Below are 16511 nucleotides of genomic sequence, written 5' to 3' on the forward strand. Positions count from 1 at the left end.
ACTCCTTTAGCTGCGCTCGACTGTAAGCAGCGACTTGGAAGCTCTCCATAGAACTTCTTTGCTTAGCCTTGGCCCGGAAATATGGCGGAGCAGAAACCGAACCATCGGTTCATTCTCTTGCTCCACGCATAAAGCACCATATTGATATTTTCGTTCATCAATTAGCTTTCTAAGAACTACCGACCCTAGCGCAATTCCCCGAGCCAACCGCTGGTGCTTCCTATATACATACATGGTTTTTAGCAAAATGGTCTCAGCATCCAGTTCCTCTAGAATCAACCATCCAGCGGGCTGTCCCTGATATCTTAGCAGCAAACTCCGTACGGGATCAATCCGATCTTCATCGGCAAAAGGAGATAACACATCGGGATATTCCTTTCCCGCCTCCGTTTGAATCAACGCCCGATCATGAGGAGTGACATCGCGCCATGGTTCCAAGGAAAAAGAAGCCGGCAGCGCGAGCTTCATCCATGGCGCGTCTTCGACTGCACGCAACCGCCCTCTGCGAATGTACATTCCCTGCTCGGGTGAAGGGAAACCGCATGCTTGGAGAAAGGCCCCCTCTTCACTTTCCAAGTCCTCAGCAGCCAGAAACTCAACCTGCAGGCTGACGTATCCGAGTTCACGGAGTTTGTGTTCAAGCACCAGCATGAGCTGCTTGCCGAGCCCCCTTCTTCGCATGTCACTCCGAACCATAATGGATAGCAGCCTCGCCGCCTTTCGATTCGGCGCAAGCAGTGCAAGCACTAGACCTGCGGGCTGTTCCCCATTCACTATTCCAAACGCAACGATATCCGCGGAAGGATCCTGCCAAATGAGACCCGCCTCAGGCAGAATGAGGGATTGAAACGCCGATAAGCTTGCGGGGTTGAGCTCCCATACTGCCTGGTTCATCTACATACACCTTTTCCCCATTCAAGTCTTTTCTTTTAAGGCTGACCAATCGATATTTCTTGATTACTAATACTCAGTGGATTTGCCGAATAATCCGAATAACTGGAAATAGAGACCCTGAATTTGCTGAATGCTGTTAATTTCGATTGCAGCGCTGTCCATTTGTCCGAATTTAACGCAATAGAAAATTTATTGTTATTAATTGAAACTATAAAATCTGTTGTATTATTTAACGTATCCACATGTCCGGTTGTAAAATCTCCGGTATCGGAGAATTGAACAGATACCGTCCCTCCGATCGTCGCTAAGATAGCTTCACTAAAGGTTATTACTATGGATTGATCCGCATAAACCGCATCCGTAACGGAAGGTGCCGTTTCATCCATGGTGATAGGGAGGGAAACGGACGATTCAGAGCCATGTGTATCCTTTATTTTAAAGATAAGATGCGCCTCTGTGGCTTCCGTGACTGCATCAAGCGGGTGAATGGTATAGCCGCTGGTGCCTGCAGTAACTTGTACAAGCGGATTGTCCGACTCAACCGTCACATCAGCCACTTTCACATTACTGCTGTCTAACACATCAAAATCGCTGCTAGTTTGATAATCAAATGTCAAATCCTGATTGTTTTTCTTGACTTTAAGAAGATCAGCAATATTTCTTTTGCCATAGGAGTAGAAGGGAACATCATTTGAATCTTTAATTTGAACATCTCCCGAAGTACCGGATAAATTCGAGTTAAGATAGAGCTTCGCTCCAGCTGCCAGCTCTGCCGTAAAAGGGCCGTCCGATACTTTCGTGCTATGAAAAGTCGCTGCTGCTGCTTGAAGCGTACTTAATGCATCAACCATATCTTGCTGTACGGAGCTATCGGCGCTCTTAACCCCTTTGGCTTCGTTCACAGCTTGTAAGAAATCATCTACCGCTGATTGAGGATAGTTTCCTGGATCTGTCCCCACCACAGCACCGGCAAGTAACGTTTCGGAATCTGCGATCTCCTGCGCCAAAGCAGTTGTATCCACGATATGCACATCAAAGGTTGTTGTGTTCGAGTCAGCTTGACTATTCGTTGCAGTAACGGTAATCGTTGATTCTCCCGTAGTAAGAGGCGTTACTACTAATTGAGCTTGGTTCACATATACGCTAGATACCACGGATTGCGACGATTCCGCACTTAGTGTCAGGGTGTCCCCGTTCATCACTTCAAACAATCCGTTCAAATCAATCTCCGCATTGCCGTCGTTTAGTTCCACGCGCTTATTCGGTAACTGGCCTACAAGAATGGGAGCACTATAATCGGGAGGTACCACTTGGAGTTCAAAAGAATTCTGAGCCTGACCGCCTCGTCCGTCATTAGCCGTTACAGTAATGGTCGTTACTCCTTCTTGCAGCGGCTCCAGTGTTAATTCCGAACCTTGCATATAGACACTAGCTACAACTGAATCGGAAGAAACGGCTTGAAGCTGGAGCTGATCATAGTCAGAGTCGGAAAAAGCATCGGTCAAATCCACATGAAGGTCTCCAAAGTTGACCGTTGTTTGAAGATCATCCAGCTCACGGGCTACCTCAGGGGAATGATTGCGCTTCTTGGAGCCTGACGAGGAACCGCTTGTAGAAGTGGATGGGCTTGCCCCTCCGGTAACGTGATTGTTCATTACTTCGTAATTGGTAATGACATCGGGGGCAGATACTTGCTCCGGAAGCTCCAGCTTATCGATCATGGAGCCTTGGCTCAACGTAATTCTCACGTTTTTGTCCGAAACCTTCATATTCTCAATGGTATTGTTTCCTGTGAGAGCAACATTACCTGTTGATTGAACGTTGAGCTTGCTCACTTTACCGTTAACATCCAGATGAGCGGCACCTTGCTGTACTTCAACTTGTTCAAAGGAATCGCCCTTCAAAACAACATAATCACCTGAAATATGTAGGACTCCACTCAAAGACTTTCCGCTTACATCCAGAGTGACAGGTTGATCCGCTTTACCGCTTTTGCTAATTGTCAGCTCGGTCATGCCATTCATATTACGATTAGAAGAGGTATAAGTAATCGTCGCCCCTTCCAGAGCCTCCTTGTTTTGACTGCTGAACAATTTCTTCATTTGATCGTCGATCAAATAGGGCTTGCCGTCTATGGTAACAATATCCCCATCGATTTTGTTGATGACGGCTGTCTGCTGCTTATGATTAAAAATATCTGTTAAAAATAAGGCGATGTCTTCCCTTTGTACCGGTTCTTTTGGCGCGAAGCCGCCCTCTTTTTTAGGTAATAGCTGCAGCCTTAGAGCCGTATCCACAGATTGGCCGGCCCAAGAGCTTACCTCATCGGCATCGGTAATCTGGTCCCGTTCCCCGCCTTTTACATCAGAAGCATGAAGGGCTCGAACGAATACCGTCGCAAGCTCCTCACGAGTTACCGTATCCGATGGACGGAAATGTTCATTGGAGTCTCCTCCCATAAGTCCGGCTTTACGAACTGCTTCGATGTATGAAGTGCCCCAGGAATCAGATACATCACTAAAAGACGAGGTCACTTGGGAGTTTACTTGCAATTGAAGAGCTTTAGCAAGAACGACAGCCAACTCTTCACGCGTAAGCAAACCATCGGGATGAAACGCTCCATCGGGATAACCGGACATTAGCCCTTGGCTGACAGCTTCTTGTACGGCTTTAATTTTAGCAGGGGAAATCTGTGTAAAATCTTGAAAGGATAATCCGGGCGCCGCGCTTGAATCCTTCTTTTCAGCAGCTAAAGATGAGGCAGGCTGCACTGCCATACTAAGCATCATTGTTGTTACCAACCATTTTGTCCAATCCTTGTTCACAAACCGATACCACCATTCGTTTTTTAGGTATTTTTTCCTAAAACTATCTTACTATATTTGTTGATTTTTGTCGTTTTAAATATATAAAGAGAACCCGGCAGCCAGCCAGGTTCATCTAAACTTCGAACAGCAAATCACAATCATATACGCTTGACTATTACAGATAATCTCAGATTTATTTACAGGCGGAAACCCGAGCATTTCTACAGTTATCGCGTCTTGCTTCTCCCGATCATCCAATAAGAAAGCAAGCTGCCTCCGATCAAAATAACGGCCGTCACAGCCAGCGATACATGCATCCCTCTTGTGAAAGATTCGCTGCCGCTGACAATCGAACCGAGAATCGAGACCCCAAGAGTCGCGCCGAGCTGACGGCTGGAGTTCAGCGCGCCTGAAACCGCGCCGCTCTGCTCCTTCGGCACCGAAGAGATCACCGCGGTGATGAGCGATGGGAGTGTGTAAGAGACTCCGAACCCAATGAGCAATAACGCGATGAAAGTGAGTGCGTCATTCGTGTTCACCGCCGTCCACACTTGCATCATCGTTCCAGCAGCAGCCAGAGCGAACCCAACTGTCATCGGGATGCGCGGACCTATCTTTCCTACAATTCGCCCCGTCAAGATAGGATTAAAAGCCAGCGGTATCATCATCGGAAGCAGTGCAAGACCCGCAGCATGTGCCGAGGAACCGGCAGTTTGCTGAAAAAATAAAGGCAGCACGAACAGAATCCCCGAGAGACCCATATTAATCGCCATCCCTGCCACCATGCCTGCGGAGACCGTAGCATTTCGAAAGAGTCCGAGCGGAAGCAGCGGCGCTTTGCTTTTCGCTTGAATCCGCACAAAGAAGACGGCGCTTAATAAATCCAGGCCCCATGCTGCAAAGATCACAGGGGATTTCCATCCATACGTCTCCCCCTCCATGAGTCCGAACGACAATGCGGCAATGGCGATAACCGCTGTAAGTTGTCCTGCCCAGTCGAAGCTTTGCTGCGGCTTACGGTTCGTTTCCTTCACTAGACCATAGGTCAATCCCACACTAACAAGCGCAATCGGCACGTTCAGCAAAAAGATGCTGCGCCAACCGAAGGAGTCTACCAGAAAGCCTCCGACAATAGGCCCCGCCGCCATCGCGATCCCGGTAACCGCCGCCCAAATACCAAGCGCCCGGGCACGCTCAGCCGGTACTGGGTAAGCGTGGGCAATGAGCGTCAGGGAGGCCGGCATCAATGCTGCGCCTCCTATACCGAGCACAGCCCGTAAGCCGATCAGATTGCCCAGTGACGACACTGAGGCCGTTATCGCTGATGCCAGCAAAAAAACTACCAGACCACCCATGTACACACGCTTCGCTCCAATTTTATCTGCTAACGCGCCCATCGATAATAGCAAACAGGCGAACACAATCGTATACGCGTTTACCACCCATTGAAGTCCAGCGATCCCTCCGCCTAGGTCAACTCGAATTGCAGGCAGCGCGACACTCACCACCGTCATATCCAGAAGCACCATAAAGTATCCAAGCGAGAGTCCGAGAATTAACAGCGTTTTGCCCCATCTTCCTTCTTGCTTGGACTGTAGATTCCATGCTTTTTCCAAACTTCTTCTCCTCCGTCCCCAAATCTAGGTATTCTTCGTTTGACCTATTGGCAGTGTATAATAGAAGGAATAGTAGAATAAGTGGAGCATTTATCATAGGAGTTACAGTCCTACTATATAAATGCGTTGAAGAAATCAGGAGGAGAAATCATGGAAGTGTCCCATCAGGCACGGCTTGAAGAATTAGCCCAGTTTTTGCGGACCCGGCGGGCACGCATTACACCCGAACAAGCAGGTCTGCCTTCAGGCGGCCGTCGTCGTACGCCAGGGCTGAGACGCGAGGAAGTTGCACAGCTCTCGGGCGTAAGTGTGGACTGGTATACATGGCTGGAACAAGGACGAAACATACAGGTTTCCTCCCAAGTGCTGGATAGCATTGCCCGAACCCTGCAGCTGGATTACAACGAGAGAAGGCATTTATTCATTCTGGCCTTGCAGCAGCTCCCAGCTGATGTGACACCTATCGAAGAACCAATTAGTTCCTCGCTTCAAGACTTCCTTGATCTGCAAGGAACGAGTCCTGCCTTTGTCTCCGACCAGCGGCTGACGATCGTCGCCTGGAACAAAGCGGCAAGCTTGATCTACGGCCAATACGAAACCATGACTACGAGGGAACGCAACACCGTGTGGAGAACATTCAACTCCCCCTACGTACGTGAAGTGCTCCAAGACAATTGGGAAAAGCATGCCCGACACCGCTTAGCTCAATTCCGCGCAAGCTACGGCAAATTCGCCGGCGATCCTTGGTGGTTGGAGATGATTGAGGAACTGAATCAAGCTAGCCCGGAATTCCGAGCCTGGTGGCCACAGCACGACGTTCTGAGCGGTCCCGAAGGAAAAAGGTCAATCACCACCCTACGGCCGGTCTGCTTGTTTTTGAACAAATATCGTTCCTTGTTTCGGATGCGCCGCATCTGACCGTGACTGTCAATATGCCGTCTAGTGAGGAGACGAGGGCTAAGGTTGAGGATTTGCTTGCGGGGAAGGTGTAACTGGCTGCTCAAGCCAGCGGTTAAAAGACAAAGGAGCTCAGCCAGCGGCTTGAGCTCCTTTGCTATGCTTGATAAGGCGGTAACGTCATGACCTTATAGGAATCACCTATTTGTTTCACAGTGAATCGAAACTCATCATGCTCCCACTCCGTTGATCGAACCTTGAACGGTTTGCCCTCTTGATCGATGCAAGTGACCGTAAATTCAACTTCATCCGAAGAAATATCCTTCCGATTCAGGATTTTATCGATTTGTACGATTTGCCCTCCATTTATTTTACAGTAGGACTTCAAGAGCTCAGGCACGTTGTTTTTATCGATACTCGAGTTATAGCCTGCTAACTCTTCCGCATCGCCACCATATAATAGGGCCAAGATCTCCCAATCTTCATGATAAAGGGCTGTGAAGTAAGCTCTTAGCGCTTCTTCCGGGTCGTTATACTTAGGGACTTCAGCTTTGGAGCATGCCGTGATGAGTAGGATGGATGTGAGTATTAGCAAAATAATTCTCTTCATGACTCGCCTCCCGAATGCGATTATTCATTCCATTTTACTATATTTAGTAAATATTGGAACACCTAGAGAGGCGATATGTGATTACGAAGAACCGGCGTTCAGCTAGGCTGCATCCTGCCAGACAACTGCATGAATCTTTTAATCAATATCCAGAAGCTCGAGAATAACCCCTAAATCATCCGTACTTTCCACATACGCATACTTATCGCCGTTTTGAATAAGGGGAAAGCCGAATTCCTCCAGCTTCTTGGCTGTTTCAAGCATTTTGTTCTTGGCTTTGAATGCGATGTGATGAACACCAGGGCCTTTAGTGTCCAGAAAATCCTTCCATGTAGTCGGATCTTCCGTAGGCTCGATGAACTCGACAACCAGGTTCTCCATGTGAAAGAAGGATAGCTTCACCCTCCCCTTTGTAGGCTGCCCCATATACGTGACCGTGTCGCTGCCATCTTCATTCGCCATGATAACAGACGGTGCGGGAACGCCCAATAATTCGGCAAAGCGGCGGGTCGCCTTTTCCACATCACGCACAATCATAGCAATCTGACAGACAAACGTTGTACCAAGAATTGAATTTTCCATATTTCGCTCCTTTAATTTTACGGTCTTCATTTAGTGTACCTATCCGTTACGCCTTCAACCTGTAGCTAACAAAAGCCAGCTGCTTACTGTCAGGTGACCACGAGTTGACATTGATGGTGCCCTGCCCGCCGAACAGCTCCACGAGTGTACGAAATTCGCCTCCATCACTGGACATGACTCGAATTTCTACATGCTTGTTGGGTGGATGGTCTCCGGGAGATACATCGTCCTTTCGATAAGAGATATAGGCTACAGCTTCTCCATCAGGGGATACGTGCGGGAACCAGTTGTTGCTCTCGTCGAACGTCATTTGCACCTGATCAGTGCCATCGGCATTCATACGCCACACCTGCATAAGACCGCTTCGTACGGAATTGAACCAGATGTGCTTCCCGTCCGGTGAATATTCAGGCCCGTCATTAAGTCCGGCTGTGTTCGTTAATTGCGTTTCGATTCCCCCGTCAACGGGAATGGTGTAGATATCGTATTCCCCATCCCGTTCTGCGCAATAAGCCAGCGTGCTGCCGTCAGGTGACCAGCCATGCAAGTAACTTGGGGCCATTGGCGTGACAAGAACTGGTGAACCGCCCTTCATGGGGAATATATAAATTCGTGACTGACCGTCCTCGTAAGTATGATGGCTGACCGCTACGCGTGAATTGTCGGGTGAGAGCACATGGTCGTTATTGCACTGATTCACATAACCGGATTCAATGAGGGTGCTTTCCCCCGCTAAGAGATCGAACGTGTATAAACAGCCCGAGCTGTTGTATACGAGATACTTGCCGTCATGAGTCCAATTCGGCGCTTCGATCAAGAAATCATATTCGGCCAGCACTTTACGCTCACCGCTTTGTACATCGACGATTTCTAAAATGCTGATCACGTTTCTTTCTTCTACCTGGCGTGGAACTTGTAAACGATTCATGGTTGACTCTCCCTATATGTTATGACTTTTTAAGCCCGAGGCTTGATATTCAAATTCACGCCCAAATCATCCTCGCTGTCGACAATCGTCCAGCTGCTGCCGGGGTAATAACCGATCGTCCGCATCGCATAGCCCATTTCCTCCAGCTCGCCGACGATGGCGTCACGTTGATCCCCCACCTGAAAGCCCAGATGATGCACCCCATTTCCATGCTTATCCAAAAATTCTCGAAAGGTGCTTTCATGCTCATCAGGCTCGTGCAGTTCAATGACGAATTGGCCAACTTGAATATTCGCCAGCTTCAGGCCGTAATAGGCAGGCTTCCCACGATACGTCAAATCGGGGTTGGCCGCAGGTGCTTGATAGCGAATTTCCGGCACGGGAATATTGAAAAATCTAGCCCACGTCTCGGCTGCCTTTTGGATATCTTTCACGACGATGGCGATCTGAATAAATCCGTCAAAGCTGATATTGTTCTTCAAGAGAACACCTTCCTTCTAGTAGGGTCATTCCTTCATCATTCCTTCACACTGCCCATGACAAGACCCGTTGTGAAATATTTTTGCAGATACGGATAGATGCACAGAATCGGGATCATCGCCAAAAACATCTGGGCTGCGCCTGTCGTGCGGGCACTAACCATGGATAAATACTTGGAGAGATTTCCGCTTAGATCTGTGTTATTGCGCATGAATTCCTGCGGATTCACAACAACTGTCTGCAAGTAAGTCTGCAGCGGGTAATTTTCGATACGATTCATATAGATCATACCGTCAAACCAGCTGTTCCAATGCTCAACAACCGAAAACAAAGCAACGGTCGCGATCGTAGGCAGCGAAACCGGTAAAACCACTCGGATCAGGGTCTGCACATGACCCGCTCCATCGACATACGCGGCTTCCAACAATTCTTTAGGAAGGCTGCGCATATAGTTCATCACGACCAGCATACTGAACACAGGAAGCGCCCCTGGCAGAACAAGCGACCAGATCGAATCGATTAACCCCGTAGTCTTCACGACCATATAGGTGGGAATCAAGCCAGCGTTGAAAAGAATCGTCACAACAAAGAACCAGGAAAAGATGCTTCGAGCCCTGAAGTCCGCTGTGGATTTCGAGAGTGGATACGCGGTCAGGATGATCAAAAGAAGATTGAGCGGCACGCCGATCGCAGCCCGTTGGAGTGATACCAAGAGTGATACAACGAACTTCGAAGTATTCATAATGAATTCATACGAAACGGTCGTAAAACCGACCGGGAAGAACGTAACCTCACCTGCTTCCACTGCAACCTTGTCGGAGAAGGATACGGCCAGCAGGTTGATGAACGGCGCTATGCAAGCAAATGCGACCACGAGCAGGAATACGGTATTGCATACCAGGAAAATTTTCCGCGATAACGATGTCCTTATTGTCATTTGTCCTTCCTCCGTTAGAAGACTCTGTATCCCGTAAATTTATCAGCCAGCAAATAAGAAATAATGATAAAGATCATGGACACACCTGATTTAAACAAACCAGCAGCCGTGGATAGCGAGTACTGTGCTTGTTCAATACCCAGTCTGAATACAAACGTATCCAAAATATCTCCGGTGGAGTATACCACGGGGCTGTACATGTTATAGATCTGATCAAAGCCGCCATTGAGAATGTTGGCAAGACCGAGCACAGTCATCAGCACAATCATGGATGAGATCCCGGGCAGCGTAATGTGCAGCGTCTGCTTCCAGCGGTTAGCGCCGTCAATCACTGCGGCTTCATATAATGCAGGGTTGATGCCCGTCAGTGAGGCCAAGTAGATGACCGACCCGAACCCGAACGCTTTCCAAATATCTGTAATTACCATCGTCACAGGAAATACGTCCGGATCACCTAGAAAATAAACCGGCTCGATCCCAAGCTTGGTTAGGAGTATATTGACAAAGCCCGCGCTCGGTGACAACAGATTGATCAGAATACCGGATAAGATGACCCACGAGAGGAAGTGCGGCAAATAGACCAGCGTCTGAAAAAACCGTTTGGTGAATACATTCCTGACTTCGTTGAGCAGCAGCGCGAATGCGACCGGAACAATGATTCCTGCAATCATTTTGCTGACCGCAATAATGACCGTGTTTCGTATAACCGCCCCTATGTTGGGCATGGAGAATAAGGTATGGAAATTTTGAAAGCCTACCCATTGCTGATGCCCGAACATCCCCTTGGCCGGGACGAACTTCTGGAAAGCGATGACAACGCCAGCCATAGAGCCATAGCTGAAGATCGTCACAAGAACAACTGCCGGGATGAGCATGATATATAAGGGAAGCTCCCTTAACAGCTTATCCTTTCGTTTTACATTCGCAATCACCGGTTCCCACCACCTATACGATTGATAGAGTTGAGTTTGCTGCTCGGCATTGGGATCGCTGCGGGATGGCAGCAAATGTATGCCTAGACAGCAGCAGAGAGAAGACCGACTGCTGCTGTCTGCATCACAATGCCTTATTTAGCCGGGTACATTTTATCTAGCTCATCAAGCGTCTGCTGACCGCCAGCCTTCAACCACTGCTGCACGAAGGTATCGAAATAGTCGACGGGCTTCGCCCCGGTGATGATATCGGTAAAAGCAGTGATAGTGAGCGTATCTAGTGAAGCAACGTTTGTCAGCCAGACATCGGGTCTTTGAATCCCCAGTACACTTTGGACGATCGCCTTATCTGGAATGTACTTGTTGAGTACAATCGGCAGAGAGCCGGACTTGGACATTTGGCCCCACGTGCCAAAGGCATTATCGTCTTTTGCCAGAGAACCATCTTCGAAACCAGTGATATAGTCGTACAAGGGCTTCGCCGCTGGAGGTAAGCCTTCAGAGCTTTTCTTGTCAAAAGCCTTCAGCAAATCAGCTGCGTAAACCTCGCCGGGTTGATCAATGTATACGGGAGACAGTCTGTACTGCTCATCCGACCAATACTTGAGGTAATCATCCTTCGTAGAATAATTGACCGTCTTGTCGTACAAGTTGAGAATATCAATGATCGCTTCCGGATGCTTATAATTCGCGCTGACCATGGTCATCTGGCCAACCGCATTGCTTTCAATCCCAATCTTGTAATCAAAGCCGGACTCCGTAGGGATCGGATATGGATGAACGATGACACCATCCTTTTTGTACACGTTGTTGTACGGATACCAGGTGCCCCAGTTGCTGCCATAAGCCATACCGATCTTACCGCTCGTAATATCTTCCACCAGCGCGGATTCATCCTTGCTCGTGAACTCCTTGTTGATCAGACCTTTTTTATACATATCCGCCAACACAGTGAGCGCTTGTTTCATGTTCGGCTGAATCCAGGAAAACGTCATCTTTCCATTCTCATCACGGTAAAACACACTCTCATCACGTCCGGGAACGCCGAACGCAGAGACTAGGCCGAGAATGCTGCCATGATTTTGCCGAATGAGATCCTTGTTAAGTGCAAGACCATACGTGTCGCCATTAATGCCATTGCCGTCCGGGTCGCCTTTCGCGAATTTCTCCGCTAGAGCAACCATCTCTTCCACCGTTTTTGGAGGCTGGGAATTCGTATTCTTGAGCCAATCCTCTCGAATCCAAAGGAACGGCGCCTCATGGAAGTTATCATTCATCCGCGGAATCGCATACAGCTTGCCGTCGATCGAAGCCCCCTTAAAAGAATCCGGGAATCGCTTCTGATACTCCTTAATCGAATCTGACGCATACTTGTTATAGACCTCTGTAAGATCGGCCAACTGCCCATTCTGCGCAAGCTGCAAAAATACATTCGCATCCTGAGTTTTGAAAACATCAGGCAGCTCACCGGAAGCAATGACGGCATTCAGCTTGTTTTTGTATGCATCCGTACTGCTGTCGGCAGAGAAGGCCACCTTAAGATCAATATTCAGCTTCTCTTTAATCAAACGGCTCCAGCGGTTATCCTCCCAGGTTTCATTGTTCAGAAGCTTGGAAGCCGCTGCCGTCTGGACAGCCCAATTCATCGTGATCGGTTCCTTATACTTTCCTTCCGAGTCCATCTCTACAGCAGCTTTGTCAGCGCTTTCAGAATTCCCCTTCGCGTTCTCTTCAGAATCATTTGAAGATGATTGACATGCTGACAGAGATACCACAATCATCATACCTGCCACAACCAAGATGTACTTCATAGCTCCCCTGTGCTTTAAGTGTTTCACGTACAACTCCTCCTTGATATTCATAATGGAAATTGTGACGCGGCTTTTTAGGCCAAGTAACTTATGTGTAACTTAGTTAAGTCCTCATTACCTTAGCGTTTATTCTCAGGTGTCTACGCAAAATCATGGCCTCAGGTGATCTGTGGCATCTCTCCTTTCGCATATCTAAACACGCGTTTATAAAAAGGTGAAAGTGATCTAAAACACTTGTGAACACGCGTTTATTGTCGAATAAAAAAATATTGCTTGGCTTAGTTGAAACACTTGGACTGTAAGGTTGTATGAAGGATACAAGACCTTAATTCGCTTCGTAAACGCGCGTCCATGAACTCATCATACACAACCAAGGAAAGCGCTGTCAATGATTTCTTGTTTGGAATATTCAGATACGTGGGACGATTCCAGTCAGGCTTATCTCGCAGATTCGATTGAATCTGCGATCCCAACATAAATTCATCGTCTTTATTAAAATAATGAAGCCTGACATAGTCGATTGGCTTGGATACGTCTAAAGGAAATGGCTCTTTGACTTTGACATGCCCGTTACTAATAGCCCCAAATAGTGGATTTCTTTCAGGTTCACTTACATCCATTTCTGCACCCTGCGATAGCAAAAAATCCACAACCTCTATATGCCCCTCTGATGCTGCTTCATTGATCGGACCGCCACCGTAAACACCACCCCGGATATTCACATCGACCCCTAATTTAACTAAACCTTTAACAATTTCTACTTGGCCTTCTGATGCTGCTACATGCAGCCAAGTCCCAAAAGGAGTATTTATATTAATTAGATTCTGGTTGTTTCCAAGAAGTTCAAAACACCGTTTAGAATCTCCCTGCTTAATTGCTGAACGAACTTCTTTTGATATCTGTATGTTATCCATAATGAGCTATCGCCTCCGCTGACCTTTGACCCTGTTAGGAGCCCAAACAAGATTCTCCAGTCCCATAATCGAGTCAATTCCATATTCTTTTAGAATTTCCTGTCCCTCTTTCACAAGTTCCTGTTGAGTTTTCCCAAGCCCTTTTTTAAATAGAATATGGTGTGCATGTGGATCTATCATATCACTAGGAGGACCACCGATTTTACTTTTCAAATACTTACCGAAATCAATTTCGTCTACTCCCTTCGGAGTATCAACTTCACCCGTACCCTATGTGGTAAAGCTAAATCCCGTTAATAGAATGGTGGCAGTCAAATTTTCCAACTACCACCATTCTATCATTAGGCGACTTGATCGGCGAGGGGCGGGGCGTTGTACGGTGTCTTGTTCTTCATCATGCCGTAGATGATGTTGACCAGCCGCCGCATGATGCAGACTAACGCTTATCCTTTCGTTTTGCCTTCCTCTTGTTTTCGTTCATAGTAAGCTAGGAAAGCAGGATTGCGGGGGAGCTTGCTTCCTTTGGAGACTTGCACCTGCTGGACAGCAAGGTTATAGAAGATGCCGTGCAAGGTGCGGTTTCCCTGCTTGCTCTTTTGTTCCTTGCCCTTCCCACCCGAACTGAACTTTACAGGAGCAATACCTGCAAAACGAGCCAGCTTGTCAGGACTGGAAAAACGGTGTATGTCTCCGATCTCAGCCACTAGAGCCGATGCCGTTACTAGGTCGATGCCTGGCATTGTCTCTAGCTGAAAGCCCAGTTGCTTCATCATGCGGCTTAGTTGTTCTTCTTCCTTCTGAACTTCTTCCTTCTTATAACGGATGTCTCGGACATGGCTTTGAATCAGGAAATCCCTAGATTCTTGGTAATCCCGCTTAGTCTCGCCATCAGCCGCCACCAATGCCATGATTTCCTCGGCTTTCTTAGTCGAACAGGGGTTATGGCTGGCGTTCAACGGCATCTCCCGTAAATCCTCCAAACTCACGCCTTTCAGATGATGCGGCGAGGGTAGGTATGCCAGAACTCCAAGGCGCATTTCCCATCCATATCGCTAAAGAACTTCTTGTAGCTCGGATAGTGGTGGGATAATTGCATGTGAAGCTGGTTCTTGAGCGCGGTATGAGCCTTTATCAAAGCATTTCTTCTTGCTACAAGCTGACCGATTGTCCAATAGATGTCCTGTGGGTTGGCATCAGGCAAGATGTCGAGCTTGTTCAGTAGGATTTTTGCCACGCATTCCGCATCCCAGCTATCGCTTTTCTGTGTGGTTGGGAAGCTCTTGCGCTCAGCGTAGGAAAGAGCCGAATTGACTTCTTTCACCTTCTGCTTGTTCTCAACGAGGAACACGGCTAATGACCGTCCATAGCCGCCCACGTCCTCCAATCCATAGATCGGGGTCATGCCTCTTTTGCAGAACTTCTTGACAAACGGAAGCAGTTCCTCGAAGGCGGCGGGTTTGTTCTCGAATTGGATTTCGCCCAGTTTCTCGTTCCAGCAGTTTACGATCACGGCAGTATGAGTAGCCTTATGAAGGTCTACGCCTACGTAAATATGCTTTTGTTTATAATGCCCGTTCAAAAGACATCACCTCGATCTACGAATGTATGAAATAGAAAAGAAAGTCGGCAACCTCAGTTCGAGCGTTAGTCATTCGCATGACCCGCATTGGGACGCAAGCCTATCCATTCTTTTCTGGTTTAACCTTGTTTAGTGATACATCTACTTGCTCTATACGATACGGCTACGCCACAGTTAAGCGTGGCGGTAGAGATTAGATAATAATTGGCTGGTGTACGCCTTTTGCTTCAATCTGTCCATAACGATACATACCTCGATAGAATTCCTCACGGTCTAGCATTCGCTTCACCTGCACTTTCGTGAAGAGCTTGTCTTGAACCGTTCTGTAGCCCGCCTGATTCAGTTCTGCGGCGATTTGAGACAGTGACCATGACGGATGCTCGGTCTTGATCTCGAACAGCCTACGTACCGTCTCAGACTGCACAGGGTCGATGGAGAGCGTCTTTTGTCCTTTGGCGGCTGAATAACCGAATGCTACTCTACCGCCCGCATAGCCGCCCTCCTGTGCCTTCTTGCGCCGTCCTCGGCTTAGCTTCAAGGCAATCTCTAACCGCTGGTATTGGTCTAGTAGCTCCATCATGCCGTTTACTAGGAAATCATTCGGGTCATGGGCATAGATGCTGTATTGCGGCTGTTCAATGGCTTTTACATCAACCTTATTCCGTTTTAGTTCCCGCTGAATCAGCACCTTCACAATGTCTGCTCGCCATAAGCGGCTAGTGTTCAGAACAACGATATACTTCACATCTCGCCATTTCAGATCGGACAACATTTCTTGAAGTCCATCCCGTTCTATGGTTAGCTCGTCCTCGTCTACCTTTGCCCCCGAAATGCCTTCATCCTTATAAATGTCCAGCAGTTCGAGGTTGTGGCTGGCGCAGTACCGCTGGATTTCCTCCGTCTGGTAGGTAAGCGAATAGCCATCCTTCACCTGTCCTTGCGTAGAGACCCGAACATAACCGACTACACGATCTTTCATTCGATCACCTCGTTTCAATAATTCTAGTTTTCGTAACGCCCTTGGAATCAGCTACTGCCGCCGCGGATTTCGCATACATCGAGCAGGCGGGCAGCGGGGCAGTTCACAGGCTTCTATATGCGATTGTCAAAGGGCGAAACCAACTTGCTGTGGGAAATACAGAACCATATCACGGAAGGCATGTAAAGGGGGTTAAGAGCAAAATGAATATATACTTTTAATCGTTTCGGAGAATCAGGACAAGCAATCGAAGACCCCCCCCAGTGTCTAGGAAAAGCAAGAACCGCCCTCGCGGGCGCGGGGGCGGCGTGATTCCTACGGGGTATTTTTCTGGAAAGGTGATGCACGATATAAGATGTTTCTAGTCCAGTCAGTTCATAGAGAGGCTTCCGAGCTTGCGAGGAAGCATGAACAGAAAAGATATTTACCTCATTTCCTTACCACTTGTCTATAATACTATACTTAATTGTCTGAACCTTCTTCGATAGTCTTAGGAACTTGCTCCAGGGGGCAGAGTATGTTCACCTTCACCCGCTGTAAATGCT

At 48.0% G+C, this 16511-nt stretch carries 13 protein-coding genes and 1 pseudogene; 1 reads left to right on the plus strand and 13 read right to left on the minus strand.

Annotated elements, in window-relative coordinates; translation table 11 throughout:
* Positions 1-6 precede the first annotated feature (6 nt).
* The 3 genes from L0M14_RS21020 to L0M14_RS21030 form a co-directional block, all read right to left on the minus strand.
* Positions 7-894 carry a GNAT family N-acetyltransferase gene (locus tag L0M14_RS21020; protein ID WP_235118534.1) on the minus strand — a complete coding sequence of 296 codons (888 nt, stop codon included), beginning with the start codon at positions 892-894 and terminating at the stop codon, positions 7-9.
* A 35-nt stretch (positions 895-929) separates the two neighbouring features.
* Complete coding sequence (locus L0M14_RS21025) at positions 930-3719, minus strand: S-layer homology domain-containing protein (RefSeq protein ID WP_235118535.1); 2790 nt, start codon at positions 3717-3719, stop codon at positions 930-932.
* Between the two features lie 209 nt (positions 3720-3928).
* On the minus strand, positions 3929-5317 hold the full coding sequence (locus L0M14_RS21030; protein ID WP_235118536.1) for an MFS transporter: 1389 nt from the start codon (positions 5315-5317) through the stop codon (positions 3929-3931).
* 150 nt (positions 5318-5467) lie between these two features.
* Here L0M14_RS21030 and L0M14_RS21035 point away from each other — a divergent pair, with 150 nt between their 5' ends.
* Positions 5468-6235: a helix-turn-helix transcriptional regulator gene (locus L0M14_RS21035; RefSeq protein WP_311198755.1), complete on the plus strand. Its 768-nt coding sequence runs from the start codon at positions 5468-5470 to the stop codon at positions 6233-6235.
* 136 nt (positions 6236-6371) lie between these two features.
* Here the strand turns inward: L0M14_RS21035 and L0M14_RS21040 are convergent, their stop codons facing one another.
* The 10 genes and pseudogenes from L0M14_RS21040 to L0M14_RS21090 form a co-directional block, all read right to left on the minus strand.
* Positions 6372-6824: a hypothetical protein gene (locus L0M14_RS21040; protein WP_235118537.1), complete on the minus strand. Its 453-nt coding sequence runs from the start codon at positions 6822-6824 to the stop codon at positions 6372-6374.
* A gap of 138 nt (positions 6825-6962) precedes the next feature.
* Positions 6963-7406 (minus strand): VOC family protein, encoded by a 444-nt coding sequence (locus L0M14_RS21045; protein ID WP_235118538.1) that lies wholly within the window; start codon positions 7404-7406, stop codon positions 6963-6965.
* A 46-nt stretch (positions 7407-7452) separates the two neighbouring features.
* A complete protein-coding gene (locus L0M14_RS21050) occupies positions 7453-8334 on the minus strand; it encodes a TolB family protein (RefSeq protein ID WP_235118539.1) in 882 nt (293 codons plus the stop codon).
* A gap of 29 nt (positions 8335-8363) precedes the next feature.
* Positions 8364-8816 (minus strand): VOC family protein, encoded by a 453-nt coding sequence (locus L0M14_RS21055; RefSeq protein WP_235118540.1) that lies wholly within the window; start codon positions 8814-8816, stop codon positions 8364-8366.
* A gap of 35 nt (positions 8817-8851) precedes the next feature.
* Positions 8852-9751, minus strand: coding sequence for a carbohydrate ABC transporter permease (locus L0M14_RS21060; protein ID WP_235118541.1), 900 nt, complete (start codon positions 9749-9751; stop codon positions 8852-8854).
* A gap of 14 nt (positions 9752-9765) precedes the next feature.
* Complete coding sequence (locus tag L0M14_RS21065; RefSeq protein WP_235122986.1) at positions 9766-10626, minus strand: ABC transporter permease; 861 nt, start codon at positions 10624-10626, stop codon at positions 9766-9768.
* 191 nt (positions 10627-10817) lie between these two features.
* Positions 10818-12521 (minus strand): extracellular solute-binding protein, encoded by a 1704-nt coding sequence (locus L0M14_RS21070; RefSeq protein WP_235118542.1) that lies wholly within the window; start codon positions 12519-12521, stop codon positions 10818-10820.
* A gap of 251 nt (positions 12522-12772) precedes the next feature.
* Positions 12773-13408, minus strand: a complete 636-nt coding sequence (locus L0M14_RS32250) for an ankyrin repeat domain-containing protein (RefSeq protein WP_405030796.1) — start codon at positions 13406-13408, stop codon at positions 12773-12775.
* Positions 13409-13749: 341 nt separating this feature from the next.
* Positions 13750-14987 (minus strand): annotated as a pseudogene (locus L0M14_RS21085) (IS110 family transposase).
* A gap of 193 nt (positions 14988-15180) precedes the next feature.
* Positions 15181-15966: a recombinase family protein gene (locus tag L0M14_RS21090; protein WP_235118544.1), complete on the minus strand. Its 786-nt coding sequence runs from the start codon at positions 15964-15966 to the stop codon at positions 15181-15183.
* Positions 15967-16511: the final 545 nt, after the last annotated feature.

This window comes from Paenibacillus hexagrammi (assembly GCF_021513275.1).
GTDB lineage: Bacteria > Bacillota > Bacilli > Paenibacillales > NBRC-103111 > Paenibacillus_E > Paenibacillus_E hexagrammi.

Coding starts and splice junctions, on each gene's coding strand:
- L0M14_RS21020 (WP_235118534.1), bottom strand. CDS start 894: ATGAACCAGGCAGTATGGGAGCTCAACCCCGCAAGCTTATCGGCGTTT.
- L0M14_RS21035 (WP_311198755.1), top strand. CDS start 5,468: ATGGAAGTGTCCCATCAGGCACGGCTTGAAGAATTAGCCCAGTTTTTG.
- L0M14_RS21060 (WP_235118541.1), bottom strand. CDS start 9,751: ATGACAATAAGGACATCGTTATCGCGGAAAATTTTCCTGGTATGCAAT.
- L0M14_RS32250 (WP_405030796.1), bottom strand. CDS start 13,408: ATGGATAACATACAGATATCAAAAGAAGTTCGTTCAGCAATTAAGCAG.
- L0M14_RS21090 (WP_235118544.1), bottom strand. CDS start 15,966: ATGAAAGATCGTGTAGTCGGTTATGTTCGGGTCTCTACGCAAGGACAG.
- L0M14_RS21040 (WP_235118537.1), bottom strand. CDS start 6,824: ATGAAGAGAATTATTTTGCTAATACTCACATCCATCCTACTCATCACG.
- L0M14_RS21045 (WP_235118538.1), bottom strand. CDS start 7,406: ATGGAAAATTCAATTCTTGGTACAACGTTTGTCTGTCAGATTGCTATG.
- L0M14_RS21050 (WP_235118539.1), bottom strand. CDS start 8,334: ATGAATCGTTTACAAGTTCCACGCCAGGTAGAAGAAAGAAACGTGATC.
- L0M14_RS21065 (WP_235122986.1), bottom strand. CDS start 10,626: ATGCTCATCCCGGCAGTTGTTCTTGTGACGATCTTCAGCTATGGCTCT.